The 20,152-nt window shown below is 64.3% G+C and carries 15 protein-coding genes and 1 tRNA gene; 9 read left to right on the top strand and 7 right to left on the bottom strand.

Annotated features, from left to right (window positions below; translation table 11 throughout):
* Window positions 1–151: 151 nt before the first annotated feature.
* The 4 genes from C8D04_RS00535 to C8D04_RS00520 form a co-directional block, all read right to left on the bottom strand.
* Window positions 152–778 carry a Crp/Fnr family transcriptional regulator gene (locus C8D04_RS00535; protein WP_116003119.1) on the bottom strand — a complete coding sequence of 209 codons (627 nt, stop codon included), beginning with the start codon at window positions 776–778 and terminating at the stop codon, window positions 152–154.
* Between the two features lie 151 nt (window positions 779–929).
* Window positions 930–2,366: an efflux transporter outer membrane subunit gene (locus C8D04_RS00530; protein ID WP_116003118.1), complete on the bottom strand. Its 1,437-nt coding sequence runs from the start codon at window positions 2,364–2,366 to the stop codon at window positions 930–932.
* Window positions 2,359–5,517 carry an efflux RND transporter permease subunit gene (locus tag C8D04_RS00525; RefSeq protein ID WP_116003117.1) on the bottom strand — a complete coding sequence of 1,053 codons (3,159 nt, stop codon included), beginning with the start codon at window positions 5,515–5,517 and terminating at the stop codon, window positions 2,359–2,361. The genes C8D04_RS00530 and C8D04_RS00525 overlap by 8 nt, the downstream gene beginning before the upstream one ends.
* 12 nt (window positions 5,518–5,529) lie before the next feature.
* Window positions 5,530–6,813: an efflux RND transporter periplasmic adaptor subunit gene (locus tag C8D04_RS00520; RefSeq protein WP_116003116.1), complete on the bottom strand. Its 1,284-nt coding sequence runs from the start codon at window positions 6,811–6,813 to the stop codon at window positions 5,530–5,532.
* A gap of 166 nt (window positions 6,814–6,979) precedes the next feature.
* Here C8D04_RS00520 and C8D04_RS00515 point away from each other — a divergent pair, with 166 nt between their 5' ends.
* Entirely contained in the window at window positions 6,980–7,621 is a 642-nt protein-coding gene (locus tag C8D04_RS00515; protein WP_116005922.1) for a TetR family transcriptional regulator, read from the top strand.
* On the opposite strand, the gene C8D04_RS00510 is transcribed toward C8D04_RS00515, so the two are convergent.
* Both C8D04_RS00510 and xdhC read right to left on the bottom strand, forming a co-directional pair.
* Window positions 7,622–8,848 (bottom strand): urate hydroxylase PuuD, encoded by a 1,227-nt coding sequence (locus tag C8D04_RS00510; protein WP_116003115.1) that lies wholly within the window; start codon window positions 8,846–8,848, stop codon window positions 7,622–7,624.
* Between the two features lie 220 nt (window positions 8,849–9,068).
* A complete protein-coding gene (xdhC, locus tag C8D04_RS00505) occupies window positions 9,069–9,884 on the bottom strand; it encodes a xanthine dehydrogenase accessory protein XdhC (protein ID WP_116003114.1) in 816 nt (271 codons plus the stop codon).
* A gap of 102 nt (window positions 9,885–9,986) precedes the next feature.
* Here xdhC and C8D04_RS00500 point away from each other — a divergent pair, with 102 nt between their 5' ends.
* A complete protein-coding gene (locus C8D04_RS00500) occupies window positions 9,987–10,454 on the top strand; it encodes a hypothetical protein (RefSeq protein ID WP_199563030.1) in 468 nt (155 codons plus the stop codon).
* A 111-nt stretch (window positions 10,455–10,565) separates the two neighbouring features.
* On the opposite strand, the gene uraH is transcribed toward C8D04_RS00500, so the two are convergent.
* Entirely contained in the window at window positions 10,566–10,916 is a 351-nt protein-coding gene (uraH, locus tag C8D04_RS00495) for a hydroxyisourate hydrolase (protein WP_116003112.1), read from the bottom strand.
* Between the two features lie 90 nt (window positions 10,917–11,006).
* On the opposite strand from uraH, the gene C8D04_RS00490 reads away from it, so the two are divergent.
* The 7 genes from C8D04_RS00490 (at window position 11,007) to C8D04_RS00460 (ending at window position 20,014) form a co-directional block, all read left to right on the top strand.
* Entirely contained in the window at window positions 11,007–11,687 is a 681-nt protein-coding gene (locus tag C8D04_RS00490; protein ID WP_116003111.1) for a GntR family transcriptional regulator, read from the top strand.
* A 4-nt stretch (window positions 11,688–11,691) separates the two neighbouring features.
* The gene (puuE, locus tag C8D04_RS00485; protein ID WP_116003110.1) at window positions 11,692–12,648 is read left to right on the top strand and encodes an allantoinase PuuE; all 957 of its coding nucleotides are present in this window, start codon (window positions 11,692–11,694) and stop codon (window positions 12,646–12,648) included.
* A gap of 3 nt (window positions 12,649–12,651) precedes the next feature.
* Window positions 12,652–14,427 carry a 2-oxo-4-hydroxy-4-carboxy-5-ureidoimidazoline decarboxylase gene (uraD, locus tag C8D04_RS00480; RefSeq protein ID WP_116003109.1) on the top strand — a complete coding sequence of 592 codons (1,776 nt, stop codon included), beginning with the start codon at window positions 12,652–12,654 and terminating at the stop codon, window positions 14,425–14,427.
* The gene (locus C8D04_RS00475) at window positions 14,424–15,659 is read left to right on the top strand and encodes an ArgE/DapE family deacylase (RefSeq protein WP_116003108.1); all 1,236 of its coding nucleotides are present in this window, start codon (window positions 14,424–14,426) and stop codon (window positions 15,657–15,659) included. Before uraD ends, C8D04_RS00475 begins: the two co-directional genes overlap by 4 nt.
* A 204-nt stretch (window positions 15,660–15,863) precedes the next feature.
* Window positions 15,864–17,351, top strand: a complete 1,488-nt coding sequence (locus C8D04_RS00470) for a nucleobase:cation symporter-2 family protein (protein ID WP_116003107.1) — start codon at window positions 15,864–15,866, stop codon at window positions 17,349–17,351.
* 146 nt (window positions 17,352–17,497) lie between these two features.
* Window positions 17,498–19,804: an NADP-dependent malic enzyme gene (locus tag C8D04_RS00465; protein WP_116003106.1), complete on the top strand. Its 2,307-nt coding sequence runs from the start codon at window positions 17,498–17,500 to the stop codon at window positions 19,802–19,804.
* 133 nt (window positions 19,805–19,937) lie between these two features.
* Window positions 19,938–20,014, top strand: a tRNA-Arg gene (locus C8D04_RS00460).
* The last annotated feature ends 138 nt before the right edge of the window (window positions 20,015–20,152 follow it).

The following is a 20,152-nucleotide window of genomic DNA, read 5'->3' as shown; positions in this document are numbered from 1 at the left end:
GAGTGGGATTGATGGCGTCGACATAAGAGTGCATTGAATATACGCACCCCTTTTGTACTCCGGCTTGGGTGGAACCCTCAGCGATTCACGGGGACAAACCCTGAGCGCTACAGAAAGGACGCTGCAATCATCTGCAGCGACAGCACCCGAATCAGCCGCCGCTGGCCAGCATTTCAAGCGCCCCGGGCTGTGGGAGCTTGAGCACGTTGCCCGACCCCATGATCAGGCCATGTTCGCGCAGACTGCGCAGCACCCGGGAAAAAGTCTCGGGTGCAATGCCGAGCTGCGCAGCAATCAAACGCTTGCGCTGGTTCAGCGTGACGCTCATGGCGCCATTGCTGTCGTGCTGCGCATGGCGCAGCAACCACTGGGCACACCGGGCCTCGGCATCCTGGGCCAGACGGCTCACGGCCAGTTCGGTTTGCTGCCGGTAGCCTACGGCCATATCGTGCAGCAGCAACTGCGCGGCCTTGGGCAAGGCCTCCACGCTGCGTATGAAGTCTTCGATGGGTTGGCGGCGCAGCTGAACACGGGTTTCGGTCACCATGTCTACGGCGCAGGGCACGCCCAGCATGGCGGCAGCGCCGTCGAGCCAGAACGGGCCCTCGACCACGCCCAGCTGGTGGCGCATCTGTCCGTCTTCACGGATGCCCAGCTGCACCCGACCACTCACCAGGTGCAAGACCGTATTGAGATTTTCATTGCGCACGCGCAGCACTTCGCCAGGCGCCACGACCTCGCATTCCACGGGCAATTCTGGGGAGTAGTTCGGCAACATATGGCGTGCACTTTGCAATGCGAACCCGTGCCGATGTTTGAGACAAATCAAGTTGAGGACGCACAACCGGGGGAGTCGGCGCCAATTTGCCTTGCATCAAGAGTTTTCCGTGGCTGTCCGCATGGGGCAACACAGGGAAAACCCGATGCTATCACCCCTGTGGCGCGGTGTCTGTCAGAACCCAACCGCCTCCCAGGGCTTTGTACACGGCCACCTGGTTCTGCTGCAAGGCCAGCCGTATTTGGGCCAGAGCCTGCTGGCTGGCGAACAGTGCGCGCTGCGCGTCCAGTACATCGAGGTAGCTTGCAACGCCGTTGCGATAGCGCAGATCAGCGAGGCGGAAACGATCGGCCTCGGCCTCGGCCTGCTGCTGCTGTGCACGCCACTGCTCGCCCAGCGTCGCGCGCCCGGCCAAAGCATCGGCCACTTCGCGGAAAGCACTCTGAATGGCTTTCTCATATTGCGCCACGGCAATATCGCGCCCTGCCAAGGCCGAATCGAGCCCTGCCTGGTTGCGCCCCGCATCAAAAATAGGGAGCAACATCTGCGGCGCCAGGGTCCAGCCCCAAGAACCGTCCTTGAACAGGCCCGACAGTGCATTGCTGGCCGATCCTGCACTGGCAGTCAGTGCAATGCGCGGGAAAAAGGCGGCCTTTGCGGCACCGATATTGGCGTTGGCCGCCAGCAGCAACTGCTCGGCCTGGCGCACATCAGCGCGGCGTGCCAGCAGGTCTGACGGCAGCCCGGCCGGAACACTGGCGAACGGCGTGCCGCCCGTATCCCGCGTGTCGAGCAGATCTGGCGACAAAGGCTGCCCGACCAGCAGGGTCAGCGTGTTCACATCCAGCGCCCGCAGGCGCTGCTGCTGTGCCAGTGCAACGCGCGCAGCGGCGACCAGCGACTCCGCCTGGCGCAGGTCCAGCGCAGAGGTCACACCCTCGTCAAAACGCAGACGGATCAAGCGCAGCGAATCCTCACGGGTAGCCAGAGTACGTTCTGTCAGCACCAGCAATGCATCGTTGGTCTGCAGGCTCAGCCAGGTATTGGCTACAGAGGCAACCAGGCTCGTCTGCACAGCACGGCGGGCCTCTTCGGTGGAGAGATACTGCGCCAGCGCGGCATTCTTGAGGCTGGCGATGCGGCCAAAGAAGTCGATTTCCCAGGAGGCCAGCGCCAGTCCCGCCGTATAGGTGCTGCTGATACCCCCGCCCGATGCGGGCTGGCGGTTGCCGGTGGCGGCCAGGTTGATGGTGGGCGTCTGGTCGGCGCTGCGAATCTGGTACTGCGCACGGGCCTGCTCAATGGACAGTGCTGCCACACGCAGATCGCGGTTATCGGCCAGGGCTTTGTCGATCAAGGTGCGCAATCGGGCATCGGTCACAAAGTCCTGCCAGAGCAAATCACCCGCCGGTGTGGCAGATGCCTCCTGGCTCTGGACGCCGAAAGTCGGCCATTGCGTCGCCACGGGCGCGGCAGGGCGCTCGTACACCGGGGCCATCGACGTGCACCCGGCCAGCGCCAAGGCGGCCAGCGCGCTGCAGATCGAGCTGCTGCGCAGGGAAAATGGGATGGCTTGTGTCTTACGCATGGTGGTCTCCCGCCCCGGTCTGGTGTGCATGTTCTGCATCGAATTGCTGCTGCCGCGCGCTGCCCTTGAACAGGCCGCGCACCACGACGAAGAAGATCGGTACGAAAAACACGGCCAGCGTGGTTCCCACCACCATGCCCGCGATCACGCCGGTGCCAATGGCCCGCTGGCTCGCCGAACTGGCGCCCGAGGCAATGGCCAGGGGCAGAACACCGAGGATGAAAGCCAGCGAGGTCATGACGATCGGACGGAACCGCAGATGCGCAGCGGCCAGCGCCGATTCGACGACACTCTTGCCTTGCGCCTGCAGGTCTTTCGCAAACTCGATGATCAGGATGGCGTTCTTCGCCGACAGGCCGATGATGGTGATCAGCCCCACCTGGAAGTACACATCGTTGGACATGCCGCGCAGGCTCACGCCCAGCAGCACGCCCAGCACCCCCAGCGGCACCACCAGGATGACCGACAGCGGAATCGACCAGCTTTCATACAGGGCCGCCAGGCACAAAAACACGGCCAGGATGGCAAAGCCGTACAGCACCATGGCCTGCGAGCCGGCCATTTTTTCTTCGCGCGACTGACCCGTCCATTCAAAGCCGAACCCCACCGGCAGCTGCGCGGCCATGCGTTCCATCTCGGCCATGGCATCGCCGGTGCTGTAGCCGGGCGCCGCACCCCCGGCGATGCGCATCGCCGGATAGCCGTTGTAGCGCACGGTCTGCATGGCACCACTGATCCAGCGCGTGGTGGCAAACGACGACAGCGGCACGGCCTTGCCCTGGCTGTTGAGTGCGGTCAGCTTCAGGATGTCATCGGGCTGCATGCGGGCCTCGGCCTCGGCCTGCACCACGACACGCTGCAGGCGCCCGGCGTTCGGGAAATCGTTGATATAGGCCGAGCCCAGCGCCGTGGAGATGGCGTTGTTGATGGCGGCAAAACTCACGCCCTGCGCGCTGGCCTTGTCGCGGTCGATATCAACCTGCAATTGCGGCGCGTCTTCCAGGCCATCGGGTCGCACGCCGGCCAGGATTTTGCTTTTGGACGCCATGCCCAGCATCTGGTTGCGCGCCGCCACCAGCGCATCATGGCCGTTGCCGCCGCGGTCCTGCAGCCGGAAGGTGAAACCCGAGCTCACCCCCAGCTCGGGAATGGCGGGGGGGCTCAGCGCAAAAATGAACGCATCGCGCACACCCGACAGCGCGCCCATGGCCCGGCCCGCGATGGCTTCGGCCGTGTGCCCGGCACCCGCACGCTCGGACCAGTCCTTGAGTGTGACGAACGACAGGCCGGCATTCTGCCCCTGGCCCGAGAAGCTGAAGCCCAGCACGGCCACCATGTTCTTGACTTCGGGTTGCTTGAGCATGAAGTCCTCGACCTTTTCGACCACGGCCTGGGTGCGTTCCAGCGTGGCGCCAGGCGGCAGCTGGATGTTGACCAGCAGGTTGCCCTGGTCTTCGTTCGGCAGGAACGAGGTCGGCAGGCGCATGTACAGCACGCCCACGGCGGCGATCAGCGCGACATAGATGACCATCATCCGGCCACCGCGGCGCAGCAGCTTGGCCACCCAGCCTTCATAGCCTTTGGCGGTGCGGGCAAAGCCCCGGTTGAAACCGCCAAAAAACCCCTTCTTGGCGTGCCCATGCCCGGCCTCGACCGGCTTGAGCAGGGTGGCGCACAGCGCGGGCGTGAGCGACAGCGCCATGAAGGCGGAAAAGGCGATGGACACCCCCATCACCGCCGAGAACTGGCGGTAGATGTTGCCCACCGAGCCGGCAAAAAAGGCCAATGGCAAAAACACCGAAATCAGCACCACGGTGATGCCGATGATGGCGCCCGAAATCTGGCCCATGGCCTTGCGCGTGGCCTCCAGCGGCGGCAGGCCCTCCTCGTTCATGATGCGCTCGACGTTTTCCACCACCACAATGGCGTCGTCCACCACGATGCCGATCACCAGCACCATGCCGAACATGGTCAGCACGTTGATCGAAAAGCCCATTGCCAACAGCGCCCCAAAGGTGCCCAACAGCGCCACCGGCACCACGATGGTCGGGATGATGGTGTAGCGGAAGTTCTGCAGGAACAGGAACATCACCAGAAACACCAGCGCGATGGCTTCAAGCAGGGTCATGGCGACCTGCTTGATGGAAATCTTGACGAAGTCGGAGCTGTCGTAGGGAATGGTCCAGCTCACGCCGGACGGAAAGTATCTTTCCAGCTCGGCCATGCGGGTCTTGACCGCCGTGGCCGCCGCCAGCGCATTGCCCGAGGGCGACAGCTGGACCCCCATGCCGGTGGCCGGCTTGCCATTGAGGCGCGCGGTGGTCGCATACGACTGGGCGCCCAGTTCGATGCGTGCCACATCCTTGAGGCGCACCGTGGAGCCGTCGGCATTGGCGCGCAGCACGATGTCGCCAAACTCCTTGGTCGAACTGATCTGCCCCGGCACCACCACGGTGGCCGAGATCGTCTGACCGCTCAGGTTGGGCAATTCGCCCAGGCTGCCGGCCGACACCTGCGCGTTCTGCGCCTGGATGGCGCTGGCCACATCGGCCGCAGACAGGTTAAAGCCCTGCAGCTTGGCCGGATCAACCCAGACGCGCATGGCGCGCTCGGCACCGAACAACTGCACCTGGCCGATGCCGGGCAGGCGCTGCAGTTCGGGCACTACGTTGCGCGCGGCGTAGTCGCTCAGCGCGTTGACGTCGAACTTAGGGTCGGCCGACGACAGCATGGTGAACAGCAGGAAGTTGCTGCGCGACTTGTCCACACGCACACCCTGCTGGTTCACCACCGAAGGCAGTCGCGGCGTGGCGCGCGACAGGCGGTTCTGCACCTCGACCTGCGCCAGATCGGCATTGGTGCCCGGCTCGAAGCTCAGTGTGAGGGTGCCGGTGCCGTTCGCCTGGCTCACGGCCTCCATGTAGGCCAGACCGGGCGCGCCGTTCATTTCGCGCTCGATCACGGCCAGCACGCTGTCTTCCAGCGTTTGTGCCGAAGCACCGGGATAGGCAGCGCTGACGACGATGGTCGGAGGCGCCACCGAGGGGTATTGCGACACCGGCAGCTTGGTGATCGACACGGCGCCCAGCACCATGATGAACAAGGCGATCACCCACGCGAAGATGGGGCGGTCAATAAAGAACTTGGCCATGGGGCTGGCTCCTTATTGCTGGCCGGCGCTGGCGGCCGCAGCAGGGGCGCTGGCGGCAGGCGCAGCCGCTGGTGCGGCGGCGCTGCCGGGGGCCTGCCAGGGCACGGCCTTCACCGGCGTGCCGGGCGGCATCATCTGCAGCTTCTGGAAGCCATCGACCATGACCTGCTCGCCTTCCTTCAGGCCCTCCAGCACGATCCACTGGTTGTTGCGGGCCGCACCCACCTTCACCATGCGCGGGCTGGGCTTGCCGTCGGCGCCCACCACCATGATCCGGTCGCCCTGCTGGGTGCGTGTGACCGCCTGCTGGGGCAGCGTGATGGCGTTGGCCACCTGGGCCTGCTCCAGCCGCACGCGCACATACAGGCCCGGCAGCAAATCGCCCTTGGGGTTGGGCACCTCGGCACGCAGCGTGATCTGGCCCGTGCTGGCGTCCACCGTCAGGTCGGAAAACAGCAGCTTGCCGGGGCGGGCGTATTCGCTGCCATCTTCGAGCACCAGGCGCACGCTGGCGGCTTCACTGCCCCCGGCGCGCTGCAGCTGGCCCTCGGCCAAGGCGCGGCGCAGCTTCATCACCTCGCCAGCCGACTGGGTGAAGTTGACATACACCGGGTCGATCTGCTGGATGACGGCCAGTTGCGTGGCTTCGCCCTGCCCCACCAGGGCCCCTTCGGTGACCAGGGCGCGACCGATGCGGCCCGAAATCGGCGCCGTGACGCTGGCGTAATTCAGGTTGATGCGGCCCGTCTGCACCGCCGCCTTGCCTGCGGCGACATCGGCCTCGGCCTGCTTTTGCGCCGCCACGGCGTTGGCATATTCCTGCTGGCTGACGGCATTGGCGGCCACCAGGGGCTTGTAGCGCTCGGCCAGCGCGGTCGCCTGGGTCAGGTTGGCCTGGGCCCGCGCCAGCGTGGCCTCGGCACTCTGCAAGGCGGCTGCATAGGGCGCGGCGTCGATGGCAAACAGCGGCTGGCCCGCCTTCACATCACTGCCTTCGCGGAACAGCCGCTTTTGCAGGATGCCGGCCGCACGCGCCCGCACCTGCGCCACGCGCGAGGCCTCCAGGCGGCCGGGCAGCTCGGTGATCAGGCCGACATCGCCCGGCTTGGCCACCACCACGCCCACTTCGGGCGGCGGCATGCCGCCCCCGGGTGGCGCGGCGGGCGCATCACCCTTGCCGCAGGCCGAGAGCAGCAGCGCCGCGCCCAGGCAGCCGGCGGCGAGGGCCTGCCGCTGGCGCGACCGGTGGGATGCGGGGGACAGGGCAGAAACAATCGGGGCTTGGCGCAAGAGCATGGGATTCCTTCGGAAAAGTCCGTCCGTGGAGTGCACGAAAGCAGGCAGTCTAATTTTTTTCTGTGAAACGTGTGTACACCCGTCATCGACGGATGCTGGGTTGTGGAGTATACATACATCCTTGAATGTATGTATAGTAAAGGGCTTGCCTCCAGGAGAAATGTCCATGGCCCGCCGCACCAAAGCCGATGCCCAGGCAACGCGCAACGCGCTGCTCGACGCTGCAGAGCGCCTGTTCGAGGGAAAAGGGGTTTCACGCACCTCGCTCAATGACATCGCGGTGGCCGCCGGTGCCACGCGCGGCGCCATCTACTGGCACTTCAAGGACAAGGCGGACCTGTTCAACGCCATGATGGAACGTGCCACCCTGCCCATGGAGCAACTGCTCACCGGCACCGGGCCCGATGCGCCCCCCGCCAGCATGCAAGTGGTGTGCGACGCCATGCTGGAGGGCTTGCGCCGTATTGCCAGCGACGCGCAATTGCGCCGCGTGATGCAAATTGCCATCCACCGCGTGGAATATGTGGAAGAACTGGGAGCCGTGCAGGCCCGCCACCTGCAGATGCACCGGCAATGGCTGGCGCGCAACCGCATTGCACTGGAACGCGCCTTTGCCGAACGCCCCTGGCCCACCGCCGTGCCGCCCGACATGGCTGCCCTGGGCCTGCAGGTGCTGATCGAAGGCCTGCTCCAAAGCTGGCTGCTGGACCCGCAAGCGTACGACCTGGTGCAGGCCGCCCGCATCAGCGTGGGCACTTACCTGCGCGGGCTGGGCCTGGAGGTCTGGCCCAGCAACAACAAGGTGTAATTATTGAACCGGAGCGCCTGCGTCGTGCCAGCGGGCAATCAGGTCGCGTTCGGCGTCGGTCATTTGCGTGGCATTGTTCATGGGCATGAGCTTTTGCAGCACCACTTGCTGGTAGATGAGCAGGGCGCGCGGCGCCACCTGCTGGGCACTGTCAAGACGCACGCCCTTCATCTGCACGTCGGGCCCATGGCATTGCACACAGCGCTCCTGCAACACCGCCTGCACCTTTGCATAGTCAAAATGGCCTGCAGCGCTTGTAAATGCAGCGCTACCAGCTTCTGAAGTGATAGCAACCACAGGCGCAGGCCGCAGCCACACCACCGCGCCGACAATCACCGCCACGCCGACCAGCGCATACGGCCAGGGGTGGGCGTTGCGACCCAGCTTGAAGCCATGGCGCAGGACGAAAAACTGCCGGATGGCCGCACCCGCGAACATCATGAGGATCAACACCAGCCAGTTTTGCGGGTGGCTCCAGGTGAAGCTGTAGTGCCCGCTGAGCATGGCAAACAGCACCGGCAACGTGAAGTAGGTGTTGTGCACGCTGCGCTGCTTGCCCCGTTTGCCGTGGATGGGGTCGACTGGCCGACCGGCCTTGAGGTCGGCCACCACGGTGCGCTGGCCGGGGATGATCCAGAAAAACACGTTGGCGCTCATGGCCGTGGCCATCATCGCGCCGACGAGCAAAAAGGCTGCACGCCCGGCAAACCAGTGGCAGGCCAGCCACGAGGCAATGCAGACCAGCACCAGCACCAGCGCTCCGACGATGGCATCGCCCTTCTTGCGCTGGCCAAACACGCGGCAAATGGCGTCGTACAACAGCCAGAACACCACCAGAAAGGCGAGCGCAGCCACCACCGCCGTGGCGGGCGCCCAGTCCATGCGCGACTTGTCCACCAGGTAGGTACCAGCGCTCCAGAGGTAGGACACGGTAAACAGCGAGAAGCCGCTCAGCCAGGTGCTGTAGCTCTCCCAATAGAACCAGTGCAGGTGCCCGGGGAGCTTGGGGGGCGAGACGTTGAACTTGACCGGGTGGTAAAACCCCCCGCCGTGCACAGCCCACAGCTCGCCACTGACGCCCTGCTTTTTCAGGTCGTCGTCTTCGGGCGGCGTAAGGCTGCTGTCGAGAAAAACGAAATAGAAGGACGAGCCAATCCACGCAATCGCGGTGATGACATGCACCCAGCGCAGCAGCAGATTGGCCCAGTCGAGAAGGTAGCTTTCCATGATTTTTCACCCTGGTGGCGCCACCAGGGCGCCATTGGCAACCTGCTCACCACTGCGGGCGCTCTGAGCAGCTCATTTCCGTGCCCGATCCATCGGGCAGAGAAACCACGAGGCCGCGCACCAGGACAAACCGTTGCCAGGGCACCGCTGCGACCAAAGCGCAAAGTGTATGCAAATTTTGTGCGCAATTGAGCCCCGCTGCAATCCAAACGCCCCGGGATTACCCTGCGTGGTCAGCGTCCAGCGTCTGCAACAACTGCGCTGCCACGGCCACGGCAATCACCTCGGGCGCCTTGCCGGCAATGCCAGGCACACCGATCGGGCAGGTCACCTGCGCCAGTTCCTGGGCGGTAAAACCCCGCTCCTGCAGGCGGTGGCGAAAGGTCGCCCACTTGGTGTGGCTGCCGATCAGGCCGATGAACGGCAAATCGCCCTGCGCACGTTGGCGCCGCAGGCAGGCGGCCACCACGTCCAGGTCTTCGGCGTGGCTGAAGCTCATGATGAGCACGCGCGAACCCGTTGCCAGACCGGGCACCGCATCCTGCACGGGCTCGGAATGTTCGCACGCCACGCCTTGCGGCACACCCGCTGGGAAAATGCCGTCGCGGCTGTCGATCCAGGTCAGCGCCAGCGGCAGCGGCGCCAGCGCCTGCGCCAGTGCATGGCCCACATGGCCGCCGCCAAACAGCGCCACGGGCGTGAGGCGGGGCGCCAGGCGCTGCTGCAGGCGCGGGCCATCGGCACTGCTGATCGGCTCGAACTGCAGGTACATGATGCCGCCACAGCACTGGCCCAGGCTGGGCCCCAGCGCATAGCGCAGCAACGCTGGCCCGGTGGCGCCGGCCAGGCGGCGGCGTGCCTCGGCAATGGCCTGGAATTCCACATGTCCGCCGCCGATGGTGCCTACCAGTTGGTCGGCAAACACGGCCATCCAGGCGCCGCGTTCGCGCGGGGCAGAGCCCTCGGTGCGATCTACGGACACAAGGCAGGCAGGGCCAAAACCCAGTTTTTCCAGTAAAAGATGCAAAAATGCCATATTCCCAGCGTTCCGACAGATTGCAGCGGCTTCCACATGCACCAAAACCCGCCTCCTCCACAAAAAACTGCCCAGCGCAGCCCTTGGTTGCTGGCAAGCCTGATGGCGGCCGTCACGGCGTTGGTGGCGGCCTGCAGGTCCACGCCCGTCAGCACCATTCCACCCGACAGCCGAACACCCAGTGATTCGACCATGGGCCCAGCCACCCGCACGCCCCCCGTCTCGCCACCGTCGGGGGCACGCAATCCCAAAGACTATCGCAAGGATGCGGCGCAGCACCTCTATGGGCTGAATACGCAGCGCATCTTCAAGGGCAAACTGCCGCCGCAGCTCTATGCCATCGGCGTGCTGGAGGTCAACATCGACCGTGCAGGCCGCGTCACCGGACTGCACTGGTTGCGCGCCCCCCGCCATGCCCCCGAAGTGACCGCAGAGATCGAGCGCACGGTGCGCGCCGCCGCGCCGTTCCCGCAGCCCTCGCGCATGAGCAAGGTCACCTATACCGACACCTGGCTGTGGGACAAGAGCGGCCAGTTCCAGCTCGACACCTTGACCGAAGGCCAGCTCTGATAGCTATCAAAAACAATAGCTGGTTGCGCTTGTAAATATTGATTTACAAGCTTTTTTATACCTGAAACATAACAACAACAAACGCTACAAGCTATTGAATTAAGAGCGCACTCAAGAACCCCGGTAGGTGGAATAGCTCCAGGGGCTGACCAGCAGCGGCACGTGGTAATGCTGGTCGGCATGGGCCACACCAAAGTCCAGGCTCACGCGGTTCAGAAAATTCGGCTCGGGCAACTGCACGCCCCGGGCCTTGAAGTACCCCGCCACATCAAAAGTCAGCCGATAGGTGCCGGTGCGCAGGCTGGCGTTGTCGAACAGCGGCGCGTCGGTGCGGCCATCATCGTTCAGCACCAGGCGCTGCAGCAAGGTGGCGCTATCGCCCTCGGTGGCATACAGGCACACCTCCATGCCGCTTGCGGGGCAGCCATGCATGGTGTCCAGAACGTGGGTGCTCAAGCCCATAGGGATTCTCCTGAAGGTTGAGGGCCCGAATCGGCCCTCTTGTAGACCAAAAGTGTATACACTTTTGGTCATTCCGCCTATCATGCCGCCATGGAACCTTCCTCCACCAGCACCATTGTCGAAACGCTGACACGCGCCATCGTCGAACACCGCCTGCTTCCCGGCACCAAGCTGGCCGAGCAAAAACTGGCCGACCACTTTGGCGTCTCGCGCACCCTGGTGCGCCAGGGCCTGTTCCAACTGGCGCAAAACCGCCTGGTCACGCTGTCGCCAGCACGCGGCGCATTTGTCTCCACGCCCTCGGTCACGGAAGCGCGCCAGGTTTTTGCCGTGCGCCGCATGCTGGAGACCGAAATGACCCGCGCCTTTGTGCGCAGCGCCACACCGGCCCGCATCAAATCGTTGCGCGCCCATGTGGCCAGCGAGCAGGCGGCCGTGGACGGCTCCGACATCCACAGCCGCACCCAGTTGCTGGGCGACTTCCATGTGCACATGGCCGAGCTCATGGGCAACGAGGTGCTGGCGCAGATGCTGGGCGACCTGATCTCGCGCAGCGCGCTCATCACGCTCATGTACCAGTCCGACAGCGCCGCCGCGCATTCGCACGAAGAGCACGCCGCCATCGTGGCAGCCCTGGCCGCGCGCGACGAAGAAGGCGCCGTGGCACTGATGCAGGCCCACCTGGAGCATGTGGAGGCGGGCCTCACCTTCGACCGCAAGCAGCCGGTCAACGATCTCTCCATGGCCCTTTTGCCTACCGCCGCAGCCTGACACCATGACCTACGACAGCACCCTGCCCTATCCCCGCGACCTGGTGGGCTATGGCCGCACACCGCCCCATCCCCAATGGCCTGGCCAGGCCCGCATTGCCGTGCAGTTCGTGCTGAACTACGAGGAAGGCGGCGAAAACGCCGTGCTGCATGGCGACGCGGGCTCGGAGCAATTTCTGTCGGAAATGTTCAACCCCGCCAGCTACCCCGCGCGGCACATGAGCATGGAGGGCATTTACGAATACGGCGCGCGCGCCGGGGTGTGGCGCATCCTGCGCGAGTTTGAAAAGCGCGGGCTGCCGCTCACGGTGTTTGGTGTATCCACCGCCCTGCAGCGCCACCCCGATCTGACGCAGGCCTTTGTGGCACTGGGCCACGAGATCGCCTGCCATGGCCTCAAGTGGATCCACTACCAGCACATCCCCGAGGACGTCGAGCGCGCCCACATGCAAGAGGCCATGGCCATCATCGAGCGCCTGACCGGCGAACGCGCCCTGGGCTGGTACACCGGCCGCGACAGCCCCAACACCCACCGCCTGGTGGCTGACTTTGGCGGCTTTGAATACGACAGCGACTATTACGGCGACGACCTGCCCTTCTGGATGAAGGTGCAAAAGACCGACGGCACCGCCGTGCCCCAACTGATCGTGCCCTATACGCTGGACTGCAACGACATGCGGTTTGCACTGCCCCAGGGCTATTCCTACGCCGACCCGTTCTTCCAGTACCTCAAGGACACGTTCGACGTTCTCTACGCCGAAGGCGACCCGGCCGGTGACGACGCCCCCAAGATGATGAGCATCGGCATGCACTGCCGCCTGCTGGGCAAGCCTGGCCGCATCACGGCGCTGCAGCGTTTTCTGGACCACATCGAACAACACGACCACGTCTGGGTGGCGCGGCGCATCGACATTGCGCGCCACTGGAAGGCAACCCACCCCTACCCCACCGATAAGGCCTGACCCATGGCACTCACCCTCGACCAACTCAACGCTGCCAGCGCCAGCCAGGCCCTGCAATGGCTCGACGGCATCTACGAGCATTCACCCTGGATTGCCGAAACTGCACTGCGCGAGCGGCCGTTTCGTTCGCTGGCGCACCTCAAGCACACCCTGGCGCATACCGTGCGCACCGCCAGCAGCGAGGCACAGCGCGCCCTCATCCGCGCCCACCCCGAACTGGCAGGCAAGGCCATGGTGGACCAAAGCCTCACCGCCGAATCCACCCACGAGCAAAACAAGGCGGGCCTGACGCAATGCACCCCGGCAGAATTTGCGCAGCTGCAGCAACTCAATGCCGACTACAACGCCCGTTTTGGGTTCCCGTTCATCCTGGCGGTGCGGGGCCCACGGGGCACGGGGCTGAGCAAGCAGCAGATCATCGACACCTTTGCACGCCGCCTGGACAACCACCCCGACTTTGAGCAGGCCGAAGCGCTGCGCAACATCCACCGCATCGCGGAAATCCGCCTGAACGACAAGTTCGGCGCCGAACCGCTGCTGGGCAGCGATGTGTGGGACTGGCATGAAAAGCTGGCCGAACATTCCGACCCCGGCTATGCCGAAAAAGGCCAGCTCACCGTCACCTATCTCACCGACGCACACCGCGCCTGCGCTCAAGCGCTCAGCCACTGGATGCGCGACTGCGGTTTTGACGAGGTCGAGATCGACGCCGTGGGCAATGTGGTGGGCCGTTACCACGGGGCACAACCCACCGCCAAATACCTTTTGACCGGCTCGCACTACGACACCGTGCGCAACGGCGGCAAGTACGACGGGCGCCTCGGCATCTTCGTGCCCATGGCCTGCGTGCGCGAACTGCACCGCGCCGGCCAACGCCTGCCGTTCGGCATTGAAGTGGTGGCCTTCGCCGAGGAAGAGGGCCAACGCTACAAGGCCACCTTTCTGGGCTCGGGGGCACTGATCGGCGACTTCAACCCCGCCTGGCTCGACCAGAAGGATGCCGACGGCATCACCCTGCGCGCCGCCATGCAGCACGCTGGCCTGTGCATTGACGACATTCCCCGGCTGCAACGCGACCCCGCGCACTATCTGGGCTTCATTGAAGTGCACATCGAACAGGGCCCGGTACTCAACGGACTGGACCTGCCCTTGGGCGTAGTCACCTCCATCAACGGCAGCGTGCGCTATGTAGGCGAGGTGACCGGCATGGCCAGCCACGCCGGCACCACCCCCATGGACAACCGCCGCGATGCCGCCATGGCCGTGGCCGAACTGGCGCTGTACCTGGAACAGCGCGCCGCACAGGACGGCGACTCGGTCGGCACCATCGGCCAGTGGAATGTGCCGGGCGGCTCCATCAACGTAGTACCCGGGCGGTGCCAATTCTCGCTGGATCTGCGCGCACCCACCGACGCCCAGCGCGACGCGCTGGACCGCGATGTACTGGCACAACTGCGCCAGATCACTGCACGACGCGGCCTGCGGCTCACGCTGGAAGAAACCATGCGCGCCGCCGCCGCACCCAGCGCACCGGCCTGGCAGCAGCGCTGGGAAAACGCCGTCAACGCCCTGGGCGTGCCACTGCTGCGCCTGCCCAGCGGCGCCGGCCACGACGCCATGAAACTGCACGAGGTGATGCCCCAGGCCATGCTGTTTGTGCGTGGCGAAAACGCCGGCATCAGCCACAACCCGCTCGAATCCACCACCCACAACGACATGCAGCTGGCCGTGGAGGCCTTCAGCCATGTCCTGCACCAGCTCGCCAAGGAACCCGCATGACCCCCGATTACACCGCCCTGGACCACTGGATCGACCAACATTTTGACGAGGAGGTGCGCTTTCTGCAGGCCCTGGTCCGCGTGCCCACCGATACCCCGCCCGGCAACAACGCACCGCATGCCCAGCGCACCGCAGAGCTGCTGAAAGACTTGGGCTTTGAGGCCGAGCAACACCCCGTACCCGCCGCCGATGTGCAGGCCTACGGCATGGAGTCCATCACCAACCTGATCGTGCGCCGCCCCTATGGCGCCCCCGGCTCGGGCCGCACCATCGCCCTCAATGCCCACGGCGACGTGGTGCCCCCGGGCGAAGGCTGGACGCACGACCCCTACGGCGCCGAGATTGTCGATGGCACCATGTACGGCCGCGCCACCGCCGTGAGCAAGAGCGACTTTGCCAGCTTCACCTTCGCGGTGCGGGCGCTCGAAGCCGTGGCCCGGCCCACGCAGGGCGCAGTGGAACTGCACTTCACCTACGACGAAGAATTTGGCGGAGAACTCGGCCCCGGCTGGCTGCTTAAGAACGGGCTGACGAAACCCGACCTGCTGATTGCCGCAGGCTTCAGCCACGAGGTCGTCACGGCCCACAACGGCTGCCTGCAAATGGAAGTGACGGTGCACGGCAAAATGGCCCATGCCGCCGTGCCGCACACCGGCGTGGATGCATTGCAGGGCGCGGTGCACATCCTCAACGCGCTGTACGCCCTCAACCAGCAATACCAGCAAATCACATCCAGCGTGGCGGGCATTACCCACCCTTACCTGAACGTGGGCCGCATCGAGGGCGGCACCAACACCAACGTGGTACCTGGCAAGGTAGTGTTCAAGCTCGACCGCCGCATGATCCCCGAGGAAAACCCCGTTGACGTGGAAACGAGCATCCGCCGCACCATCGAACAGGCAGCGGGCGAGCGCCCCGGCATCACGACAGAGATCAAGCGCCTGCTGCTGGCCCGCGCCATGACGCCCCTGCCCGGCAACCAGCCCTTGGTGGATTCCATCCAGAAACATGCGCAGGCTCTGCTGGGTGAGCCCGTGCCCGCCCTGGGCACACCGCTCTACACCGACGTGCGCCTGTATGTCGAGCGCGGTATCCCCGGCGTAATCTACGGCGCGGGCCCGCGCACGGTGCTCGAATCCCACGCCAAGCGTGCCGACGAACGCCTGGACTTGGAAGACCTGCGCTGTGCCACCAAGGTGATCGCGCGCACTTTGCACGACCTGCTGGCCTGACCGCAGGCCCGCAGAACGTCCGCAGGCGCGCTGACGGATGCCGTGAGACCACGGCACGGCACGCGCTCCCGAAGGGTTGCGCAGCGGGGCACTGCATAGGGGTTTGTCGCTAGAAATCCGTCGGCTATTTTTGTATACACTTTTTGTATGGATTAACGAGCACCGCCGAATTGGCTGGCGCCGCCCCACCAAAGGAGCCTCCGAATGGAACCCACTGTTCATCCTGTGGACGAGCGACTGCCCCTGGGCAGGCTCACCGCCCTGGGCCTGCAACACGTCCTGGTCATGTATGCCGGTGCTGTGGCTGTGCCGCTGATCGTGGGGCGCGCCCTCAACCTCACGCCGGACCAGGTGGCCAAGCTGATCTCGGCGGACCTGTTCGTATGCGGGCTGGTCACACTGATCCAGGCGCTGGGCGCCACGCGCTGGTTTGGCATCAAGCTGCCCGTGATGATGGGCGTGACCTTTGCCGCAGTGGCTCCCATGATCTCCATGGCGCAAACCACCAGCGGAACTGCAGGCGCGGGGCTTATCTTTGGATCCGTCATCGGTGCGGGGGTTATTTCCATCGTGATCGCGCCGATGGTCAGCCGCATGCTGCGCTTCTTTCCGCCTGTAGTCACGGGCACCATCATTGCCATCATCGGCATCAGCCTGATGCGCGTGGGTATCAACTGGATTTTTGGCAACCCGGTCGGACCCACCGCCCCCAGTGTGGTCAACCCCGAACACATCAAGTGGCTGACCGAAGCGCAGTCGGCCGCGGGCGCTCCCGGCTCGTCGTTGCCTCCGGTACCCAAGGGCTTTGCCGTGGTGCCCACCATTCCCAATCCCCGCTATGCCGACCTCACGGGCGTGGGCATCTCGGGCCTGGTGCTGCTGTCCATCCTGCTGATCGCCAAGTTTGGCAAGGGTTTCATTGCCAATATCTCGGTGCTGCTGGGCATCATCATCGGCGCCATGGTGGCCGTGGGCATGGGGATGATGTCGTTTGAAAAAGTGGCCAAGGCCCAGTGGTTCGACCTGGTGCTGCCCTTCGAAATTGCCGCCCCCATCTTCAATCCCATGCTCATCCTGACCATGACTCTGGTGATGATCGTGGTGATGATCGAGTCCACCGGCATGTTCCTGGCCCTGGGCGAGATGACCGACCGCAAGATCGACCAGGCCGCCCTGACCCGCGGCCTGCGGACCGATGGCCTGGGTACGCTCCTGGGCGGTATCTTCAACACCTTTCCCTACACCAGCTTCTCGCAAAACGTAGGGCTGGTGGCGGTCACGGGTGTAAAGAGCCGGTTTGTCTGCGTGGCGGGCGGGGTCATCCTGATCGTGCTGGGCGTGCTGCCCAAGATGGCAGCGCTGGTGGAGTCGCTCCCGACCGTGGTACTCGGCGGCGCTGGCCTGGTCATGTTCGGCATGGTGGCTGCCACGGGCATCCGTATCCTGGGCGGCGTGGATTTCAAGACCAACCGTTTCAACGCCATGATCGTGGCGGTGTCGATCGGCGTAGGCATGATCCCGCTGATTGCTCCGAGCTTTCGCCAGTGGATGCCGCACGCCATCCACCCCCTGATTGAATCCGGTATCCTTCTGGCCTCGATCACCGCCGTAGCCTTGAACGTCTTTTTCAATGGCGCCAGCAGCGACACCTCCGCTGCCGTAGACGCCGCGCGCCAGGCCGACGCCCACTAGCGTCTTGCCCGAGCACTGCCGTAGATCCCGCCATGCCTTCTGACGTGGCGTATAAAGCCCCTTAGCCAGGGGCTTTATTGTTGGCTCAGACCACAGTCCACCCCGGCGGTCCGATTGCATTTTGCTGAAACTCACAGGATTTCCGTATGACGACGCCCCTTTCCGCTGCCGAGCAAGCCCTGCGCGATGCCGCACGCGAGTACCACCGCAACCCCACGCGGGGCAAGATTTCACTCTCGCCCACCAAGCCTCTCTCCAACCAGCGCGACCTGTCCCTGGCCTATTCGCCCGGTGTAGCCTACCCCTGCCTGGATATTGAGGCAGATCCGTCCAAGGCCTTTGACTACACCGCACGCGGCAACCTTGTGGGCGTGATCACCAACGGCACGGCCGTTCTCGGGCTGGGCGACATTGGCCCGCTGGCCAGCAAGCCGGTGATGGAAGGCAAGGGCTGCCTGTTCAAGAAGTTTGCCGGCGTGGACGTGTTCGACATCGAACTGGATGAACGCGACCCGGACAAGCTGATCGAGATCATTGCAGCGCTGGAGCCAACGCTCGGCGGCATCAACCTCGAAGACATCAAAGCGCCCGAGTGCTTCTACATCGAGCGCGAGCTGTCCAAGCGCATGAACATTCCCGTGTTCCATGACGACCAGCACGGCACGGCCATCATTTCCAGCGCCGCGCTGCTCAATGGCCTGGAACTGGTGGGCAAGGACATTGGTTTGGTGAAGATAGCCGTCTCCGGCGCTGGCGCCGCCGCCCTTGCCTGCGTGGACGTGATGGTCGGCCTGGGCGTGCAGCGCAGCAACGTCTTCATGGTGGACTCCAAAGGCGTAGTCTACGAAGGTCGCCCTGGTGGCTTCGACGAGTCCAAGGCCCGCTATGCGCAAAAAACCGAGGCCCGGACCCTGGCCGACGTGGTGGATGGTGCGGACGTGTTCCTGGGTTGCTCCGCACCCGGTGTGCTCACGGCGGAAATGGTCAAGACCATGGCCAGCAGGCCCATCATCCTGGCACTGGCCAACCCCGAGCCCGAGATCCGCCCCGAACTGGCCAAGGCCGTACGTCCCGACTGCATCATGGCCACGGGCCGCTCGGACTATCCCAACCAGGTCAACAACGTCTTGTGCTTCCCCTACATCTTCCGGGGCGCGCTGGACTGTGGCGCCACCAAGATCACCGAGGCGATGAAGCTGGCCTGCGTACGCGAGATTGCCAATCTGGCCAAGAGCGAGACCAGCGACGAAGTAGCGACGGCCTACGCCGGGCAGGAGCTGACCTTTGGCCCCGAATACCTGATCCCCAAGCCGTTTGACTCGCGCCTCATCCTCAAGATCGCGCCCGCCGTGGCCCAGGCCGCCTTCGAATCAGGCGTAGCCACGCGGCCCATTGCCGACATGGAGGCTTACAAGGAAAACCTTGCGCGCTTTGTGTACCAGACCGGCATCCTCATGCGCCCAGTGGTCAACGCCGCCAAGAGCCTGCCTGATGCCCACAAGCGCGTCGCCTATGCCGATGGCGAAGACGAACGCGCCCTGCGCGCCGCCCAGATGGCCATCGACGACCATATCGCCTGCCCCATCCTCATCGGCCGCCCCGCCGTGATCCAGGCACGCATCCAGAAGGCCGGCCTGCGCATGCAGCCCGGCAAGGACGTAGAGATCTGCAACCCGGAAGATGATCCACGTTTTCGCCAGTATTGGGAGCACTACCATCAACTGCTGAAGCGCGACGGTGCCACAACCGAGATGGCCAAGGCTGCCGTGCGCCGATCCAACACCATCATCGCCGCGCTCATGGTGGCGCTGGGCGACGCAGACGCCATGATCTGCGGCCTGGTGGGCACCTACGAGACACACTTGGAACGCATCCACAGCATCCTGGGCCGACAGGCCGGCATGACCCACTATGCAGCCCTCAACGCCCTGATGAGCGACCGCGGCCCGCTGTTCATTGCCGACACCTACGTCAACGAAGACCCCAGCGCCGAGTTGTTGGCCGACATTGCCTGGATGTCGGTCCAGGAAGTACAGCGCTTCGGTCACCCACCCAAGGTGGCCTTCCTGTCGCATTCGAGCTACGGATCATCGAAACGCGCCTCGGCCCGCAAAATGCGCCTGGCACGCGACCTGTTTGTCGCAGCCCACCCCGAGATCGAATGCGACGGCGAGCTGCATGGCGACGCGGCGCTGGAGCCCAATATTCGCAGGGCCTACATGGAGGATTCCACCCTCACAGGCTCAGCCAATCTGCTGATCTGCCCGAACATCGACGCTGCCAACATCCTCTACAACGTGCTCAAAACCACCACCAGCGGCGGTGTGACCGTGGGCCCCATCCTGATGGGCGTCGCCGCCACCGCCTACATCCTGACACCTGCCGCCACCGTGCGCCGCGTGCTCAACATGACGGCACTGGCCGTCGCCAGCGCCGCATCACGCAGTCGCTAGCCGTAAAAGACGGAGTTTCTTGAATTACAATCCACACCTGCTTCTGATGTGTTTTGCATGCAGCAATGCTTACAAAACAATCTTTCGCAGGAATTCTTCAAAAAGCTGATTTCCTGCTATAATTTGAGGCTTAGCGGCTGTAGCTCAGTTGGATAGAGTACTTGGCTACGAACCAAGGGGTCGTGGGTTCAATTCCTGCCAGCCGCACCAACAGGTAAGCCCTGATATCGCAAGATGTCAGGGCTTTTTCCTTTGCCGAAACGAAACGCGCACCACGCTTTATAGCTATAATTTTAATAGCTATTGACGCTTATTCCACAAACGCCACAGCCGAAAAACCATCGAATC

The organism is Simplicispira sp. 125, from assembly GCF_003096555.1.
GTDB lineage: Bacteria > Pseudomonadota > Gammaproteobacteria > Burkholderiales > Burkholderiaceae_C > Simplicispira.
This window is presented reverse-complemented; position numbering and strand designations above follow the sequence as displayed.